The following is an 18,554-nucleotide window of genomic DNA, read 5'->3' as shown; positions in this document are numbered from 1 at the left end:
CAGCGCGGGGCAAGCCCGCTCACCACAGAAGGCCGCTCACCACAGGGAAATAGGCGCTTGAGAGCAGTGGGTTCAATGCACCACGGAGTTGGGCGGCAGGTGCCCCAGGCGTTCAGTCAGGCGCAGGCGTTGGATTGGGTCTTCGCTGAGCATCAGCGCGTGTTCAAGGTCGAAGCGCTCGGCGTTGGGGCAGTCCAGGCGTTGATACAGGCTGGCCCGTGCGAGGTAATCGGCAGCGCTGGCATTGCCCAGTTCCAGCACGCGCTCGGCGTCGATCAGCGCGGCCAGGGGGTTGTCATTGGCCAGGTGCAACTGGCGCAGGTTGCGGGACAGCCGTTGCAGGATCGAACGGGGTTCGGCGGTGTGCAAGTGGTCGACCTGCAACTTGAGGTTGGGGCCATACTGGCGTTGCAGCAGCTCGCGGCAATCGTTGGGGTACAGGCGTCGTCCGCCGCAGGGGTCCAGCAGGTGATCGGCACCGGGCACCCGCAGCAGGAAGTGGCCGGGAAAGTTGACGCCGACCATGGGAATGCCCAGGCGTCGCGCCAGCTCCATGGCAATCAACCCCAAGGCCAAGGGCTGCCCGCGTTTGCGCTGCAGTACCTTGTCCAGCAGGGCGGCGGCGGGGCGCAGCGGGGTGAAGTCATCCTGGGCGAAGCCGAGGTCATTCATGCGTCGCAGCAAGGGTTGGCCCAGTTCATCCGCCGGCAGCAGGGGCATGCCCAGGCTGACCTGTTGCTCGAGCAGTTTCAGGTCCTGCATGATCAACGCCGGTTGCACCGCCGGGTCATGCTCGGCGGCGATCCACAGCGCGGCTTCAAACAGCGCGGGGGGCGAACGTTCCAGGCAGGCGAAAAAAGCGTGACGGGGATTCATTGCATTCTCCGGCGAATGCCCCCGTTTTAGCCTTGCTGGGAATTTTCGTCCAGTGGCTTAAGAAATATCCTATCCGCTTATGTCACAAGACCTACAAAACCGGACGGCTTATTCCAGCGCACTTCGGCAGTTTTCTGCCGCAAGCCTATACTTGGCGACACAAGAAGTGATTCGGGAGCTCGACGATGTTTGCTCTCATGCACAGCACCCGCCTTGAATCGCTGCACCTGAGCATCGACCCGGTGACGGGGTTGAAGGCGGTCATAGCCATCCACAACAGCCGCCTGGGCCCAGCCTTGGGTGGTTGTCGCTACCTTGCCTACCCCGACGATGAAAGCGCCGTGGCGGACGCCGCGCGCCTGGCCCAAGGCATGAGCTACAAGGCCGCCCTGGCCGGGTTGCCGGTGGGTGGCGGTACGGCGGTGATCCTGCGCCCCGCCCATGTGGAAAACCGTGCGGCGCTGTTTGAAGCCTTCGGTCGTTGCATCGAGCAACTCGACGGTCGCTACATCACCGCCACCGACAGCGGCACCTCGGTCGCCGACATGGACTGCATCGCCCAGCACACTCGCTTCGTTACCAGCACCACCGCCGCCGGCGACCCTTCGCCCCATGCCGCCATGGGCGTGTTCGCCGGTATCCGCACCACCGCCATGGCCCGCCTGGGCAGCGACAACCTCGAAGGCTTGCGCGTGGCCATCCAGGGCCTGGGCAACGTGGGCTTCGCCCTGGCCGAACAACTGCACGCCGCCGGCGCCGAACTGCTGGTCAGCGATATCGACCACGGCAAGGTGCAACTGGCCATGGAACAGCTCGGCGCGCACCCTATCGCCAACGACGCCTTGCTCAGCACCCCGTGCGACATCCTCGCACCCTGCGGCCTGGGCGCCGTGTTCAACCGCCAGAGCGTCGGCCAGCTCCGCTGCGCCGCCGTCGCCGGTTCCGCCAGTGCACAACTGACCAACCTGCAAGTGGCCGACCAACTCGAAGGCCGCGGCATCCTCTACGCCCCGGACTATGTGATCAATTCCGGCGGCCTGATCTACGTCGCGCTCAAGCACAGCGGCGCCGAGCTGCCTACCATCACCGCGCACCTGTCCAACATCGGCACGCGCCTGACTGAAATCTTCGCCCACGCCCAGGCCGAAAAACGCTCACCCGCACGGGTCGCGGACGAACTGGCCGAGCGATTGCTCTACAAATAGACCACGCATTAAAAAGGCCCTGAATCCATGATTCAGGGCCTGTTCAATTCGGGCTTTATTCCGCCGGCGCGTTCAGCAACTCGGACAACGCGTCCGGTTGGCTCTTGAACGCCTTGGCAAACACATCGCGATTCTTCGCCATGTAGATCCCGGCTTCCTCCACCTGCTGCTCGCTCAGGGACGGCACGGCTTTTTGCAACACTTCTGCGAGCAACTCAGCGAGTTCAAGCATCTTGTCATGACGGTCAGCTTCGGCTTTATCCATGATTTAGTGGATCGAAAGGTGCCTACTTAATTTTAGGAATATATTAAATTGCGGAGTGGCGAACCTGCTGATAGCGCGCTATCGTCAATTAGGGGCGTCATCGCAACGCCTCGGGACCATAGATAGCGACCGCCTGTCGGAGTCCGCTGACGCGCATCTGTACCCACGAACGTTTACTAAGACGTCGGGGTTGTGCGCATGTGTATTAAAAGATCACACCTTCAATATCAATTTCGAGCCGAATCTCTAATTGGTCTACCGGGCGTTGCTTGGTGGGATGCTAAGCCCATGGGCAAGAAATTCTATGTGTCTGTGATCTTTCGCTCGTTATTGTTCGCTATAGGTAAGAAAAATCTATATCGATGTGCATTGTTTGGCTGCATATGGACGGACGCCTGCGAATCTAAATGGGGGCGTGAACTGTGAAAGTTAATCTTCGCATATCGAAGGGTCGAAAAAATCTACGGTATAAACTAGTCAAGTTTCAAGCCGAAGGGATCGGTAGATGCTTATTTGTCAATTCTAGAACACTGGTTCCGTCTTTGGCTGCATCGCTTTTCGAGGCAGCGTACGCCCGAGGGGAAAGAAAAAACAAAGGTAGCATATTTACCCTGTTTCATCACGTAGCATTTTTATTTACTTGGGCTAGCGAACGAAAAGTCGATTTAGAATTCTATCTATTGAGTGGATTTGGGCTTCGCTATAAACAAATAAAAAGTTTCTCGGATTGGCTCAGTGAGGTGGTTGACAAAGACTCAAACACTATCAGCTCCTACAATAGGCAGGTAATGCAAAGCTGTAAAACTTTTGTTGTGTGGTTTGTTTTCAACTATGTAAGCTCGAGTGAGCTGATTAAGGCGGATGTGGAGTTAATTGCCCTCGTTAATACGCAGCGTTTTTTTTGGAGTAAGGCGACCATTGGAGGGGAGGGAGGAAAACTCGCTTTGGACTTGAGCGATAGTGAAATTAATTCAATCGAGAATCTCTTGCTACATGAATTTGAAGAGGCAAAATTTGACAAGGGTATTTGTCATAGAAATTATTTATTATGGCGACTCGTAAAAGCGTTTGGATTAAGAATTGGTGAGGCACTATCGCTTAGGTTGGAAGATTTGAATTTGTCGGGTAGTGATCCGTATGTTGAAATAGTTCATCTGGATAGAAGAAATAGCAATCTAGACTCCAGAGTTCCTTATAATCCAAAAGTTAAAACGCTAGGTCGATATTTGTATATGCAGCCTGAGGATGATGATCTAGTTGGATTGCTTGAGCTGTATGTAAAGAAATATAGGGTCATGAAGAAATTTATCAGGGGCAAGATGAGAGTGACTAATTTTTTAGATCATGATTATCTGTTTGTTGCGCATGGAAGTTTTGGCGCAGGAAAACCTTTGTCTTGTTCTGCCGCGAGCCGCATCGCAAATGTCATTCAGCGGAAATCTGGAGTAACGTTTAGATGGCATTTGCTTCGCCATTCAAAGTTTAACCGATTATATATTGCAGCTCAGGAATCTCCTGACCGAAGCGCTGCAATCGATAGCATCGTATATATGGGGGGATGGCGAAGTGAAACGTCTTTGCTTCTTTATGCAAACCGGGCAGTGAGAGATTCTACACGTAGAAAAGTTACTGAAAATAATAAGAGGAGGGTTCAGAATGGAAGTCAATGAACAGGGGAAGTATGTAAACAGCGACGGGAATATCTTCATAAAGTGTTACGCTGATCCTTCTTCCTGTTTGTTGATTGATGTGACTGGGCCGAGGATAGAAAGTATCTGGAGGGGCAGAAGGTATTGGATTGACTTTTCCATGTACCTGTTTTGCTCTCAGGTAGTTGATGCAGCATACGAATATGTGTGTGATAAACTTCAAGACCATACGCCGGCAATTGTAAATGAAGTGAAGTCAGCATTAAAGATGATGGCTGTTGTATGGAAGGATGAGTGGAAAAATTTTTCGTCGTTGTCATGGCATGAACTTTTTGAGATGTTCGCTACCGCGTCGAAGTCTATAAGGCTTTGTTTTAGAAAATTTTATACATATTGTGCTGATAATGGTTTGGCCCAGGCGGACGAAATTTACGCTGCTGAACTTAATCAAATTGCAGTGGGCTCGCCATCGACAAGAGTTATATCGGATTGGGATAAAAAACGTGGGGCTTTGACTAACGCAGAGCTGGAGTTGGTGCGCCGAGCGATGCTTGAGAGTGGGAACGAGTCATGGGATGAAAATGTTGCAAGACTTTTTGTTTGGATTTCTTTTGAAACGCTCAAGCGACCAATGCAGATTTCAAGTATGGATATTGAGGCTCTCTGGTCGCCGCCAGGTATTTTAGGTGAAAAAGAATTCTTCTTGAGAATTCCGAAAATTAAGTATAACGCGGGACAGCCCAGTGATTTGTGGCCTATTACAGCTGAACTAGCTAATGAAATTTTAGAGTATGGAAAGCGTGAAGGCGTAAGTGAGTGTCAAAAGGCTAAGGGGCGGCTAATTGTAACATCTAAACCTGGCACAAAATCGAATTTCGACGCTATGATAAAAAACTGGTCCAGAAAAAAGAAAATCATTAGCCCTAGAACCAACGAAATCTTGATTTTGACGCCTTATCGTATTCGTCATAGCGGCGCAACACAAATGGCCATGCAGGGATGTACTAGCGAAGAGATAAGGTATGTGTTGGAGCATAAGAGCCTTTTCGCAGTAAACGCATATATTGACTGCCTAGTATCTGATTTTTGTCCACTCTTGGATCGTGTCGGAAGAAAGTTAGGCGGTATCTTTTCCGAGCTCACAGCTGCATTTTTTGCAGGGAAGATAGCGCCGATTTCGCCAGGTAATCCAATACTGATCCCAGTTATAGCTGCCCCCGCAGTAGTGGGGTCCTGTGGAAGTCAAGTTGCTTGTACTAAACACCCATTTTTTAGCTGTTATAACGGATGTCCATTTTTTATCGCTTGGAAAGATGCCGATCACTACCGGTCTTTGAATTACATAGAGGCTATGTTGAATAAGTGGAATGCGGCAATCAACGGATCCGAACGTAGTAAAGTGCTTAAAGAGTTGGAGCGTGTTTATCAATCCATCACAGATGTGATTGTTAAAATCGAAGCAGGTGACTAAATTGGAATTATTAAAGAAATTAAAAGCAATCGGTATGCCAAGTCAACTAATCGATAAGTGCACGCGGTGGATGCAGATTTTGGAAGATGATATCGATTTTTTTTCTGACAAATGGAATGTTTTGCGTTGGAAAAGACGTCCCGGTAATGCGCGATATTCAAATGTTCTTTTTTCGTCCATTAGTAATCTTGGTCTCAGAGCTGTAGCTAAAGCATACATATTAAATAAGCGCTGGAAATCTAATATCTGTGATGCTACCGCCGTTGGAGATATGAGGGCTATCAAAAAACTGGACGAAATCTTAGGGTCAAAAAGTATTATGCAGGTGAATAATGGTGATTTTGAAATTGCCGTGGGGAATAACGTCAATCTTCAAAAAAAGCTATTTAATTTTGGTTCTTGGCTGAGAATAAATCTAGGTCTTAGAATAAGTTATAAGGCGCTCGCAACCAGCACTATAGAGCATGGTCGGGATGGAACTGAGGAAGGGAGACGTAATAAACTCATACCTATTGAGGTGATGAGAGATTTTTTCGGGCTAGCGTCGAACGAAAGTCTTGCTCCGAAAGATCGCTTTTTTATAAATGCAATTGTACTGAATTCAGCAATGGGGGGGCGTGTTGGCGAGCTGGCAAGTTTGCCAGTTGATTGTTTAGTATTTCATGAGGGCGCGTGGGTGCTCAGACTGTTTCCCGAAAAGGTCGAAGGTCAGACGTTGAGATTGTTTCCACAGGATTTGCTGCCGGCAGTTAAAAGTGCAGTCGAGTTCTTGAAGAACCTAACAGTGGAGGGCAGACGTATAGCGCGCAAAAGAAAAGAATCATCGGCTGTCGATTGGTATAAGGTTTGGAAATCGCCGGAAGCTACAGAGTACTATGCGAGGAGATTTTGTCACGAGTGGACCACCAGCTTTAGTATCTTTACGCCTGATGCAGTTTGGGTTAGTAAACGTAATCAATTTATAGATTTTGTTGGAGTCCAGCGGCGCCTGGGTATCAATGGAGGAGCTAAGTATGTAGGTGTTAGTGCAAGGCATTTTAAAAGACAGGTTAACAGGCAAATGGCACTTAAAGAAGGTGTCTATTATTCTTTTGATTCGAATTGGCGCTCGTTTCCTGTGACGCTTGATACTCCTAATTGGAGGGAAGTATTGTTGGTGCATCCTCATTCGGTTTCATTCAATCGCTTCGAGCAGTTTTATCAGATGCGCTTTAGGCATCACAAAACAGCGACTAGTATTGTGAGGAAGATTTTTGATGTGTGTCTTTCGGATCAGTTGTTGAAAAAATCGTTCCCATTTACATATGACTCCAATTTTGAGGGAGAATTTCATAAACAAATTGAGCCAGTTATTCGAGATGGTACTGGTGCAGTGCTTGAGGTTGAGGATGCGCTGATGGTTCTACCCCGTTTCTTTTTTCATACTTCGTTCAATACGGATTTGGCTAATTATACGATGGTATCTCGAGCACAATTTTGTTATTGGCTGGCCGATGCCGCGAAAGGCCTAGATTCAGTTTTTTCTAAATACAATGTTATTGATCCTAGAACTGGTAATGTTGCCACTTTCACATGGCATGATATACGACACTGGTTGAATACTGTTTACAAGCAAGGGGGGCTGACTGATTTGCAAGTTAATGCGCTCTTGTCTAGAAAAAGCTTAGCGCAGGCGCGAGTATATGATCAGACGTTAGCGATCGATAGAAGCAAAGTTGTTCAGGATTTGCTGACAAGCATCCGGCAAGATAAAGCCATTGGGCAAATACAAGAGACTTATAACATTTTGGGCATGACCGATCGCCAAACTGCCGAACAATACCTCAAAGCCGCAGTACGGATTGTCAATCCAATGCCACATGGGGGATGTACATTAGATTTAGCTCTGAAAACGTGCAGGCATAGTCTCTCTTGCTTGTCAGTCAATGAGCGAGGAGACTGCTGTGAAAGTTTGGTGGTGGATGTAGAGAATGAAGGTCAATTTATTGAGCTGAAAAAAATCAATGATGATGCTAATACTATTAGGGAATATATTCAAGCGAACGGTGGGGAAGGTGGTCATCAAGATGTCCATTTCAGCCGCGTGGCAAGAAGTACCGCTCGCCTGTTGGAGGTTCGCCAACTTAAGTAGCGCCGGAGACTCAAAATGCAGCGTAGAGGAAAGCGGTTGAGTGAGTATCTTAATAAGTCGTTGAATGCATTGAATACTGAATATCTAAGTCGTGGGGAACAATATGTATATAGCCAAAAGGAATTAGCCGTTTTTGCGAGCGTTTCTAGAGAAACTATCAGGAAGCATCAGGGGGAGCTTGATGAAGCCATATCTACACTTTCTCTTAAAAAATATAGTCTGGACAAGGACTCGCACGCTGCCAATTTAAAAGTGAAAATTTCAAAGCTAGAGAATGACTTGACTCGTACAATCATGAGTTATGAGGCGTTGCGCGTGCAATATTTGCACGTGATCAGCGTTATCGTAAAAGAGTCGTTAGATATTTCTAAGTTTATTAGGCGTGATATGGCAGGTGTGGTCGAATGCCCTATTTGCAATCGAATGCCGGAGGTGCGTCTACATGCTATGGACCCTTAGCTGCAATTCGGTAGAAATCAATTTTTTTATACTTGATTCGAAGTGTAGGCGCGAATTATTAAATCTATTCCAACCTCAGCGATACCCATAGCTAAGGGATATGATCAAATGATTTACTTACCCTCGAAGCTAAGGCTCGCTCATTGAATAAAAATGGCCGTGCATAATTTTATATGGCTTTTAATATGTAGGCGGCTTCAGTCATTATTAAATTCAGTTTGCTAATTTTGGTGATTGGCATTTCAACTAGACGAGCTTTGTTGAAGTTGGTAAATAAGAAGAATCAGCGGATTTTTAATTTTAATATTTTGTGTCGTGAATCCTCTAAGTTGAAGGCGGGCCTACAATAGGTGTAAAAATTTAAGATAACCTGACCAGGTTGGATTTAAATGCGTTAAAGTACTGGGAAACGGACGGCATTATCATCTTGAAGATACATTCAGAAAGTATGACAATGAAAATTCCGGGTTAACGAAAACTCTTCTTCAGAAGCTTGATTCCTCAAAGCCAGAGTCTTGACCACGAATTGCTCAGACTGTATGCACTAAAGCTTGTAAATATGATCAGAAATCCTTACGTGCGTAAAGCGCACCCTCGGAATATTTAGAGAGATAATTGGTGCTGTGCCAGACTTTATGCAGAAAAGCGTTATTCGTGTTCACAAAATTTTGATAATGTGGATATGCTTCTTACTTTCAATAAATATTGTGTTTGTTTTACTGGTTTAAATGTTTTCTGCGCTTTGGGAACACCTTTTGGTATACCGTTTAAGCCGCAGAACTTTTCAGGTCTTCACTCTGTTGATGTGGCTGGACCGAAGTTGTCTTAATTGATAATTTTCTTATGACTGACTGTTACCGCTGAATGCTAAGTGCTCCCACACCTATCTGAATATATCCTGGTGACTATAGATTATAGTCTGCAGGATATATTCGGATATTTTCCGCCGGCAGCTATGCATCAGTACGGCAGCGCTACTCTTGCGGTCATTGCCGAAACTAGAATGGTTGAGGTGATGTTTATTCAAGTGGCAGAACGGTTTGCGTTGTGAATCACCATGCTCCAGCGTTTGGTGATACCTTTACCCCAAGACCCCCCTAAAAAAACGATTAGACCTAATGAGATTGACCATGAAAGGCAAACGTAAGGCCGAAACATCCAAGTGGCTCATGAAAGGTCAATTCGAGAGGGAGGCGAGGCTAATACTGCGGAGACGATCCCGTGATGCTTCGAACCATTTCCTTGATGCTGCAGCTATATTTGGAGTCGAGCATGAACCGGTAGGTTTGCTAACGGGTAAATTGCTGTGAGTGATTATATTCTCAAAACTCGCCTCCTAACGTTGTAGAAACCCCACCGATAGTTGATTGCCGGGGGCTTTTAAGGCGATAGATTGACCGCTACTGATCGACAGTTGTCAGTCACTCTTCTGAGAAATAGTATGAATACGGAATTGATGGAAGATGAGATGCGTGGGGCGCTATTCGGTGATTCTGAGCCCTCTACGCCCGCAATTAACTCAGACGTTCAGGACACAGTCACGGATGTCGTGATCGTGCAACCGGGGAAGGCAGCGAGGAAAAAGGCGGTTTCAAAAGGCTTCACATCTAGGTTGAAAGTTACGCTCCGTGTGGGGAGCGAATTCGAGGGTGAGACGCACCAGATGGTGCATGAGGCCGATACGCTGAGCTTACTAGTTGCAGAACGAGAAGCTACAAAGACGGCCAAAAAAATTTAGGTTTGTGAAAGTAGTGTCGGTCACATCGATGTAAGTGGGTACTCTCACTTTTCGCCCGCGGGGTATTAAGCCGCCTTCACTTACCGCGGGGTCATCTAACAGGTTCGTGTCGATTGAAGCTTAAAATATTAGGGGCGTCAGTCATATCCCGGACTGGATTTAACACCATCAATCGATCCAACTCTCAATGTTTAAGTGGTCGCCAACCCAAGCCAGGTATCTAAGGGTGGCGACAGGTAAAAATCGACCAGTTGCAGCGTAGCACCGCAGTTTCTTGTCTAACCCAATAGAGTTTTCTTCGCCGTCGATAGCCCCAATTTCTGTGTGCTAACCTGAGATTTAACTCGAGCCCTGAAATGGTTCAGGGGATAGTTTGATCCTTCGACTTAGGAGTTAAAACAATTGCTCCGTCGACCACTTCAATGGTCAATTCATCGCCGATACTGAGTCCCATGCTCACGAGTAGGTCGGCAGGTAAGTCAACGATGACGTCTCCACTTCCATCTGTAGGATTTTGGCATTTCACGTTCCAGCGCTGAGCTTCGATCATAATATTCTCCACGAGTTGGTCTTGGTAGGAACGATTCATTATGCTCGCGATGCCTAAGCCGGTTGAAGCGTGATAATCACTGCCGTCTGCTTTTGGCCGATTTTCTGCCTCTCCCGAAGTGCTGCAACATACGCTTTGGTCAGCGCCATTACCCATCAGCATTTTCCAGAAAGCGAAAGCTGCCATCACTCCGTTTCGATGAGTCAAAACAAGCGTCCTGCTCGAAGTTGGCTCAGCATTGGTCACCACTCAGATCTCTCTTGAATTTGAGGCAAATGACCTTAATATGATCTTATCTTGCCATCATCGTTTTCAATCATGGATGTTTCTCGGGGGTAGGTCGAAATGGCAGAACCAGAAGACGCTAAGCCCGCGATTGGGCGCTTTAACACGAATGATGAGACGAAGCGGATCGTATGGACACAGACCGCTGGTCATTGCGAACTGTGCGGCACAGATCTAACGTTCGACTATCGTGCCGGCAAGCCAATGAAATGGGGCGAGGTGGCGCATATCCTACCCGCCAGTCCCAAGGGGCCTCGGGGACGCGCGGATCATGATGCTGAGGCGCACACGAACGATACTGCTAACCTGATGCTCCTGTGCCCAGGCTGTCATGACAAAATTGATCGTGACGCAGACGGTTATCCTGAAAATGATTTGAGTGGTTTACACCAAGCATACCTAGAGCGCATCCGAATCGCCGCAACGACCCCTGATGGTGGCAGAGCGATTCCTCTCATTGTTCAGAGTCAGCATTTCCAGACGATCAACGATATTCCCGTTCGCGATCTATTGACTGCGATGTCTGCGGAGGGATTAACCGCCTTCGATCAAGGCATCAAAATTGCCTTCCCTGCGCCCGGACCGCGCGGCAGGGACGCTGCCTATTGGCAGAACGTCAAAGACAGCATCCAGTATGAGCTGGAGCAGCAACTCAAGCGTCGGGGCGGCACCTATGGCGACTCGCCCGCGCTAGCAGTAGTAGGCTTGGCCGATATCCCAGCTTTGATGATGTTGGGCCAGAGCATCGGCGATCGTTCCAAACGCTTAATCTTCTCTTTTCACCGCGAGCATCTTTTGCGCTGGCCCGATCAGTGTGCTGAGCCGCCCAGTTTTCTGTTCACGCCTCCACCCAACGGCGATGGTCCACTGGCGTTGGTGCTCTCCATTTCTGCACAAGTTCCAGTTCGCGACGTGACCGACGCTCTACCCGGTGCACGTATTGCAGAGCTGTCGATCCCTGAACCAAGCTACGCGATGGTACAGAACCGTCGGGTGATTCATGCCTTTCGCGACGCACTCCAAATACGACTGAGTCAGCTTGAGGCTCTGACTCCTGATCCTATCCACGTCTTCGCTGCCATTCCTGCGGCACTGGCCATCGAGTTTGGCGCGTTGCTCACAACGCAGCATCAACATACGTACCTGATCTTCGATCGGGACAAAGAAAACCAAGATCGGTTTACGCAAACACTGCAATTGGGCTCGGTGGCCCAGGAGGCTATGTAAATGCTTTTGAGCAACGAACAGACCAAGCGCAGCAGTTGGGAATATTTTCTGCTTCGCGCCGCGCGGGAAATCTCGCTGTCGGAAGCGCAGTACGAAAAAATCAACGACCGCTACTCCCAACTGGAAAAAATCCTCTCGGCTTCTGACAATCCGTTGCTCGCTGAGGCCCATATCTTCGTTCAGGGCTCAATGCGGCTGAAAACCACCATCAAGCCAATTCCCGGCGCGCCTGCGGATCTGGACACCATTGATGCGGACGCGATTATCTGGCTCCCTCACGCTCAAGGCGCTGGTGCGAAGGAAGTTCTAGAGGCGATTGAACAGCGTTTTAGAGAAGGCTCCCGCGTTCAGGAGGAAGTTAAGCAACTACGTCGTGGTATTCGGATCGTTTATGCCGACGAAAATCCAGGTTTCCACATTGATGTCACACCTGCCCGCGCGATCAACGGAAATGGCGAAGCAAACGGCGAGGGTAAGCTGGAGGTTCCGGATCGGATCACAGGGTGGAAAGCAAGCAGCCCTATTCCCTACTCGAATTGGTTGCAGGTTGCTTCGGCCCAGAAAATCTCTCTGGAAAGCTTGGCAATTGCCAAAAGCCAGCGAATGCTTGATGCCGCAACACAAGATCCTTTGCCGCATTATCAGGACTACATCGATCAAGATCCCCTGCGTGCGACCATAAAGCTGCTTAAGCGGCATCGCGATGAATGGGCCATCAAAACAAGGAGCGCTGATACTCGCCCCATATCTGCTGTTATCACCACTTTGGCCACTCACGCGTACCTAGATGTCGTGAAGGAGTCCCAGTCGAAGCCTTTGGCACCGCTCGATGCAATTTTGGAAATCGTTCGCAGAATGCCGCAGCACATCGCGCAAAGAGGTAGCGATTTCTTTGTCTGCAACCCTGCCGATAATGGCGAAAACTTTGCAGAGAAGTGGAATCGACCGGGCGAGGGGCAAGGCTATCGTCAATCATTTGCCAAGTGGCATGCGGACGCCAGTGCATCTGTGTCATTGGGTTTGGAAAGTTTTGAATCCAACGATTCCTTTGCCGAGGCAGTGAAAAAGAATTTCGGTATTGCACCGGCACTCATTACGGCAGTGAACAATGAGATCCCTGCGAATTGGACGATGCCCGGCCGACCGGATGGCACTACTCGAAACTCTGCTTCGATGGGTTCGCTCTTCGGAGGTGCCAGCGGTGGCGGAACCTCTCAGTCGAGCGTAAAGCCAGTTGGACGCCTTGGCTGATCCTATTAAGACGCCATTGCAGCGCGGAATCGCGGCACTGCGAAACACCCTAGGTCAGGATGCGGCCGATGCATTGCTCCAGCCCGCACCCATGCGGGCTGACGAAGCGGCGTGCTTTCACTTCCCCTTGCCCATCGATTACACGGGGCAGGAGCGGCGACTGCGTATAGGTTTCCCCTCCAACTTTCCCCGTGGGCTCTTGCGGCTGAACGTCGAACCTTCTCCATGGCTGGTTTGGCCGCATGCCACCAAGTCGGGGCTTTGTCTTCATGGCTTTCAGGAGCGCCCCATTATGGGCTCCCCGGAGGTCGTGGTAGAGGACAGCCTTGCGCGCTTGGCCCAGATCGTTTCGTTGTCCAAGATGGGATCAAGCCAGACAACGCGCGATATCGAATTTCAGAATGAGATCACTACCTACTGGTTTTTTCAGCACGGTCAGTCATTCCAGAACCTCTTACTTTTGGATCGACCTCAGACCGCCTCGCAGTTGTTTGCTCTCAGCGATCCGCGCCGGGCTGTGCCATCCGGTCAGGAAACGGTTTGGCTAGCATCGAACATAGCTGCACTCAAAGGGCATTACCGACGGGTTGTCGGGCGCTCCGCTGTCATTCGCGCGGCCGAAACTCCCGGTTTTTACGTCAAGCTTCAGACTTATCCGGATATCCGCACCCCGGATCCAGAAGATTTATTGCTGTGGCTAACGCCACACCTTCAACCAGACGATGCCGAGCAATTGCTGGCATGGTTTGAGCTGCATGGAACGTTGGCGAGTCGATGGATTGTCCTGGAGCTTCCTGGGGGGGCGGATGCTCCAACTTATTGCCTCAATGTGCGCTCGCTTGGCGTACAGCAAGAGCGGGGGGCAAAGTTTGGCTTGCGCACAGCGCGCCGCCGGCCAGCCATAGCAAATGCACATCCTCCGGCACTCGTCCGCGCAACTGCCCTAGACGTGCTTGATCGTGCGTCCATTCTGTCCCGCGATATAAGCGGCACAGCAAAGCACCTTGAAAATGCTCGGGTCGTTTGTGTTGGCGTTGGCTCGTTAGGCAGTGCGGTGGCAATACAGTTGGCACGCTCCGGTGTCGGCCACCTTACCCTCATCGATCCTGACACTTTGGTGTCAGCCAATCTGGGTAGGCACGTTCTGGGAGCGGATAGCCTAGGGAGGCTGAAAGCCTCAGCGTTGAGGGACAAGATTCTGTTAGATCTTCCGACTACAGAATGCACCGCTTATTCGACTTTTGCAGAAGTAGTGATGAGCAGCAAACCAGAAGTGTTCGATAACGCAGATCTTGTCGTGATTACGACAGCAGACTGGCAGTCGGAGGTCACTGTATGGCGAGCCAAATCCAGCGGCGTTTCTTGGGGACTTTTACAAGCCTGGAGCGAACCTTATACCCAGGTGGGCCACGCACTATTCGCACCAGCCGGTATCTTTGATGGCCGTCATTTATTCACGGACATCGGCGATTTTCTTCATAAGTTTACAGAGTGGCCGGGAGGAGGTGTGGTTCCACTGCCCGCGTGTGGGGAGAGCTTTATTCCAGGCGGGTCGCTGGGTATGACCAATATTGCCTCTATGGTGTCGCACACGGCTTTACGCGCATTGACCGGCAACATCGGCACTGCATCTTGGGTCAGTAGCATCTACAGGCCTGAAGATGTGCCGAGCCTAGGAGGCCAATACCATGGGCCCAAGCTGCCAGAGGGGGCGCAGCAACTCTTACTCGAGCGCGGATGGCCGGAACATAGGGATGAAACTGTATGACGGATATCGCTTGGCGCTGGAGATGGGCGGAGGTGGATTCCGAGCTATTGGTGTCGCAAGCTGTCGCGGACATCTTGGATAGTCATCGGCAGGGCCTTTTTGGCGTGGAGCGAGGGGGACAGTTATTCGTCAGCCCGGTTAATCCGAAAGGGTTGCTGCTGGCCTTGGCCACGTTGCCTCATTGCGCCGATCGGTCAGGCTGGTCTTGGCTAGAGTTGGATGCGGAGCGGTGCCGTCAGGAGATCCAAGCTGCCAACGAACAAGGGTTACGTCTGGTGGGCTATTGGCATACGCATCCCCAATCTGTCCCGGTGATTTCTCCGGCAGACATAGGAAGTTTTTTCAGATTTGCTGCGCGTTATACGCAGGATCTGCCGCACCCAATAGCCATTATCGTTGGCAAGTCCGAAAAACCAGAAGGCATCAAGGCGTGGTCGTTCAGGGGCGGCAGATATGTTGAGGCAACTTGGCTTAGATAAGCTTCAAGTCGGTGCCGTGGGAGGCACGTCAGTGGTTACCTTTACCCGCAAGCATTAGCGCGAAGAGCTCTGCCTGAAAGCGAGCATCATCCAAGGCGTTATGGTTCGGTTCGCTGAGTGGCTTCAGCGCAGCGGTCATCTTGGATGATTTTGTTTCCTGCCAGCTGCAACCTACAGCTCCCATGAAGTAGGCCTTCATGTCGATAGCGGTAAATCCAAAGGGGTTGGTTTCCAAGTATTTGTGGAAGTAGTAGTTGACGAATGACCAGTCAAACGGTGCATTGAGTCCTACGAAAATGACCTTCTGTCCCGTTTGGCAGCATGATTTCAGCCATTCACCAAATGTCAGCATCGCCTGTTGCGGAGTGAGTCCTTCGCGCTCCAGCTTCTCCAGACTCAGCCCCGATACTGCCAGTGCTTCTGGGTCGTGTTTTGGACTGTCAGGTCGTAGTTCAAGATAGATGGACGTGGCAGGTTGATCTACAAGGCAAGCTCCAATTGAAAGCAGACTGTATTCGCCTGGTATAGGTCCAGAAGTCTCGACGTCGACGGAAACATAAAGCTCATCAGGGTTCATGTTATTTCCTTTTCGTGTAATTGCCAGATCAAGCTCGTAACCATGTGACGGTGGAAAGGCGGCAAAGCCATTGACCCATTTCGCTGTTATCCGGCGTTCGAGCAGCGGCAGTGCATGCCTCCCGGGGAATTGTACGTTCCTTTGGTCAGCTCTGCGTCCGAGCATAATGATGTGTGTCATTCTCATAGTGTCGGATGAGGGCTCGGAAGATTATGAGCGAGCGTTGGGCAGTCAAGTGCCAGAATACTGAGGACGGCACTGGCGACATCATCCGCTAGTTAGCAGGGTATGGACAGTTGGCGAAACCACCGAAATTAGTGCTTTGTAGCGCTATTTAACTGTGTCCATGGCGACGAGATATTTTTTAAAAATTAGGGCATCAGTGTCCATTCAGAAAGTGTTCGACACGTCACCTGAAGAATTTGAGAACAAATGCGAGTTTTCAGAAAACAACGCTATTAAACGTGGCGATTGGGGAATTACGCTTCATTTGACCACCTTTTTGCATTGCAAATGATTGCGCTGTATCAGAACAACAACGCTACGAGCGCAGTTGATGTAGTACGTCATCCAATCCTTCACGGCCACGGTTGATTCAATCGGGAAAGGCAACGGAGCCCCTATTGATGGTGCAGCACCCTGAAACGCTGCCCAAAACTCATCTTTGCTGTTTTGATAGCAATGCTTAGACGTTGGGCAGCATGAGCTAAAAGGCTTTCGGTAGAGTAAGTGGAGGGGGGTATGGTCGAGGTCATTGGAGTCGGTCACCGGTCGTATGCGAAAGGTGAAATAAAGCGCCAGAAATTCAAACGATCCTATTCATAGGCCTTTGCGTCTCCTAAAAACGCTTACTACGACCCTCAGGAAGAGCGCCAAATGCTCTAATAGCGCAGGGAAGCTATGCATTGACATTTCTCCTTCATTTGAGTGTCTATTCTGTTGTAACGTAAAAATACCAATTACTAAGGAAGTTTCCATGTCCAAACTCGCAGAATTCCGTCAGCTCGAAAAACACCTCGCCGTCCAGCTCCAAGCGCTCGAAGCCCTCAAGGGTGACGCTGGCCTCAAGAAAGAAATCGAATTCGAAACGAAGCTGCGCGATTTGCTCGCAAAATACAGCTACAGCCTGAAGGACGTGATCAACCTGCTTGATCCACAAGCTGGTCGTCGCGCTCCAGTATCTGAGCCTAAACCCACACGCAAGGCCCGCCAGGTGAAGGTTTATAAGAACCCACACACCGGTGAAATCATTGAAACGAAAGGCGGGAAGCATCGCGGCCTGAAGGAATGGAAAACTGAGCATGGCGCAGCGACTGTCGAGTCCTGGCTAAGCAAGTAATTTGGGGTTGTGTACATAAGGGCCAGTGGTGGCCCTTTTTTGGGCTTAACTTTTGGTTCGCCGGCAGCGCTGCGAGCAGTAACGAACCTCCTCCCAACACCGCGCCCATTTCTTTCGCTAGGTGAAAGGAAGTCCGCAGGTAAGGCAGGTTTTTACAGGAAGATCGCTCTTTCTTATTGCTTCACCGATTGCTGTTGTGTCCTCGAAGGCGCTTTTCTGAAAGCCAGTCGATAATTCGTAGGGGTCGTACCTACGATATGTAGAAAGTGCTCTCTTAGAGAAGTCGAAGAACTAAATCCTACTTCTGCAGCAACCTGTTCGATTGGTAAATCAGTCGCTTCAAGCAGGCATTGCGCACGAGTGATTCTTACATGGATCACCCACTGCAGGGGGCTTAGGCCTAGTTGCTCTTGAAAGCGACGAGTTAGTGTTCTCGTGCTGACCTTTGCAAAATCTGCCATACCTCTGATCGTAATAATCGTAGCTAGTCGGCTTTCGATCCACTGAATGACGGGCGAAAGGCTCGTGTGCGCGCAGGGGATTTCTCTGACAATGAACTGTGCTTGGCCGCCAGATCGCTCCAATGGGACAACGGCGAGTCGCGCCGCTCCCGCCGCGACACTGGCGCCATGATCCTGCTTGATCATATGCAAGCAAAGATCCAAGCCAGCCACAGCCCCTGCGGATGTCAGTATTTGACCGTTATCGACAAACAGTACGTTTGGATTCACTTCGATCTTCGGATATCGCCTCGCCAGCATTTCAGCGGCCTTCCAGTGGGTAGTAGCCTTCAATCCATCTAGTACACCGCTTTCAGCGAGAACAAATGCACCTGTACATATTGACGCGATCCTTGCTCCCGTCTGAGTGGCGGATCGGATGACGTCGAGAATGGCGTCGGGAACGTGACTGGTTGGATCGCTTAGCCCAGGCACAATCAATGTGTCAGCGCGGGTAATTTCGTCTAGAGAAAATCTGATCTGCAAATCAAATGAGCGTGTCTGTACCGTGGGGGTGCTAGCGCATACACGAACTTGGTAGGGGTAGTGGCTTTTCGTGAGTTCCACGCGTTCAAAAAGCTCGGCAGGCATTGTCAGGTCGCCAGCTACTACACCGTCGAAGGCGAGAATTACTACGTTATGCGTTTTGATCGTAAATTTCCTCGGGCCTTGACTGTTCAAGCAGTCGAAGTAGCGCTTATGTATGATGGCGGGAATCATACGGGAAATAGTATTTCAGCCACATTGTCTTGACCATATGATTCCGGCCAATTTCGACAGGATT

The 18,554-nt window shown here is 50.0% G+C and carries 15 protein-coding genes and 2 pseudogenes; 11 read left to right on the top strand and 6 right to left on the bottom strand.

Annotated elements, in window-relative coordinates; all coding sequences use genetic code 11:
• Positions 1-72: 72 nt before the first annotated feature.
• Positions 73-876, bottom strand: coding sequence for a SirB1 family protein (locus V3W40_RS03760; RefSeq protein WP_330214467.1), 804 nt, complete (start codon positions 874-876; stop codon positions 73-75).
• A 185-nt stretch (positions 877-1,061) separates the two neighbouring features.
• Here V3W40_RS03760 and V3W40_RS03755 point away from each other — a divergent pair, with 185 nt between their 5' ends.
• A complete protein-coding gene (locus V3W40_RS03755; RefSeq protein WP_027604689.1) occupies positions 1,062-2,081 on the top strand; it encodes a Leu/Phe/Val dehydrogenase in 1,020 nt (339 codons plus the stop codon).
• Between the two features lie 55 nt (positions 2,082-2,136).
• Here V3W40_RS03755 and V3W40_RS03750 read toward each other — a convergent pair whose 3' ends face one another.
• Positions 2,137-2,346: a YebG family protein gene (locus V3W40_RS03750; RefSeq protein WP_090409119.1), complete on the bottom strand. Its 210-nt coding sequence runs from the start codon at positions 2,344-2,346 to the stop codon at positions 2,137-2,139.
• 542 nt (positions 2,347-2,888) lie between these two features.
• Here V3W40_RS03750 and V3W40_RS03745 point away from each other — a divergent pair.
• The 5 genes and pseudogenes from V3W40_RS03745 to V3W40_RS03725 all read left to right on the top strand — a co-directional run bounded on the left by V3W40_RS03745 (position 2,889) and on the right by V3W40_RS03725 (position 9,828).
• Positions 2,889-4,016: a tyrosine-type recombinase/integrase gene (locus V3W40_RS03745; RefSeq protein ID WP_330214466.1), complete on the top strand. Its 1,128-nt coding sequence runs from the start codon at positions 2,889-2,891 to the stop codon at positions 4,014-4,016.
• Entirely contained in the window at positions 4,003-5,466 is a 1,464-nt protein-coding gene (locus V3W40_RS03740; RefSeq protein ID WP_017734296.1) for a tyrosine-type recombinase/integrase, read from the top strand. The genes V3W40_RS03745 and V3W40_RS03740 overlap by 14 nt, the downstream gene beginning before the upstream one ends.
• Before the next feature lies 1 nt (position 5,467).
• Positions 5,468-7,597 (top strand): hypothetical protein, encoded by a 2,130-nt coding sequence (locus V3W40_RS03735; protein ID WP_177114979.1) that lies wholly within the window; start codon positions 5,468-5,470, stop codon positions 7,595-7,597.
• A 15-nt stretch (positions 7,598-7,612) separates the two neighbouring features.
• Positions 7,613-8,056 (top strand): hypothetical protein, encoded by a 444-nt coding sequence (locus V3W40_RS03730; protein ID WP_017734294.1) that lies wholly within the window; start codon positions 7,613-7,615, stop codon positions 8,054-8,056.
• 1,441 nt (positions 8,057-9,497) lie between these two features.
• Positions 9,498-9,828: pseudogene (locus V3W40_RS03725) on the top strand (hypothetical protein).
• Positions 9,829-10,155: 327 nt separating this feature from the next.
• On the opposite strand, the gene V3W40_RS03720 reads toward V3W40_RS03725, so the two are convergent.
• Complete coding sequence (locus V3W40_RS03720) at positions 10,156-10,530, bottom strand: AbrB/MazE/SpoVT family DNA-binding domain-containing protein (protein WP_017734290.1); 375 nt, start codon at positions 10,528-10,530, stop codon at positions 10,156-10,158.
• Between the two features lie 159 nt (positions 10,531-10,689).
• On the opposite strand from V3W40_RS03720, the gene V3W40_RS03715 reads away from it, so the two are divergent.
• The 4 genes from V3W40_RS03715 to V3W40_RS03700 are packed head-to-tail and all read left to right on the top strand — an operon-like array spanning position 10,690 to position 15,354.
• Entirely contained in the window at positions 10,690-11,856 is a 1,167-nt protein-coding gene (locus V3W40_RS03715) for an SAVED domain-containing protein (RefSeq protein ID WP_017734289.1), read from the top strand.
• On the top strand, positions 11,857-13,107 hold the full coding sequence (locus tag V3W40_RS03710) for a nucleotidyltransferase domain-containing protein (RefSeq protein ID WP_177111399.1): 1,251 nt from the start codon (positions 11,857-11,859) through the stop codon (positions 13,105-13,107). It begins immediately after the preceding gene.
• Entirely contained in the window at positions 13,091-14,875 is a 1,785-nt protein-coding gene (locus V3W40_RS03705; RefSeq protein WP_330214465.1) for a ThiF family adenylyltransferase, read from the top strand. Before V3W40_RS03710 ends, V3W40_RS03705 begins: the two co-directional genes overlap by 17 nt.
• Complete coding sequence (locus tag V3W40_RS03700) at positions 14,872-15,354, top strand: Mov34/MPN/PAD-1 family protein (RefSeq protein ID WP_153328936.1); 483 nt, start codon at positions 14,872-14,874, stop codon at positions 15,352-15,354. The genes V3W40_RS03705 and V3W40_RS03700 overlap by 4 nt, the downstream gene beginning before the upstream one ends.
• A 28-nt stretch (positions 15,355-15,382) precedes the next feature.
• Here V3W40_RS03700 and V3W40_RS03695 read toward each other — a convergent pair whose 3' ends face one another.
• A complete protein-coding gene (locus tag V3W40_RS03695) occupies positions 15,383-15,931 on the bottom strand; it encodes a 3'-5' exonuclease (protein ID WP_330214464.1) in 549 nt (182 codons plus the stop codon).
• A gap of 976 nt (positions 15,932-16,907) precedes the next feature.
• On the opposite strand from V3W40_RS03695, the gene V3W40_RS03690 reads away from it, so the two are divergent.
• Entirely contained in the window at positions 16,908-17,270 is a 363-nt protein-coding gene (locus V3W40_RS03690; protein WP_330214463.1) for a histone-like nucleoid-structuring protein, MvaT/MvaU family, read from the top strand.
• 45 nt (positions 17,271-17,315) lie between these two features.
• Here the strand turns inward: V3W40_RS03690 and V3W40_RS03685 are convergent.
• Positions 17,316-17,447, bottom strand: a pseudogene (locus V3W40_RS03685) (DUF2256 domain-containing protein).
• On the bottom strand, positions 17,444-18,490 hold the full coding sequence (locus tag V3W40_RS03680) for a GlxA family transcriptional regulator (RefSeq protein ID WP_330214462.1): 1,047 nt from the start codon (positions 18,488-18,490) through the stop codon (positions 17,444-17,446). Before V3W40_RS03680 ends, V3W40_RS03685 begins: the two are co-directional and overlap by 4 nt.
• Between the last annotated feature and the right edge of the window lie 64 nt (positions 18,491-18,554).

The sequence above is a fragment of the Pseudomonas sp. AM8 genome, assembly GCF_036346475.1.
In the GTDB taxonomy this organism is placed as follows: Bacteria; Pseudomonadota; Gammaproteobacteria; order Pseudomonadales; family Pseudomonadaceae; genus Aquipseudomonas; species Aquipseudomonas marginalis.
The sequence above is the reverse complement of the archived record's forward strand: the minus strand, read 5'-3'. Positions and strand labels throughout refer to the sequence as shown.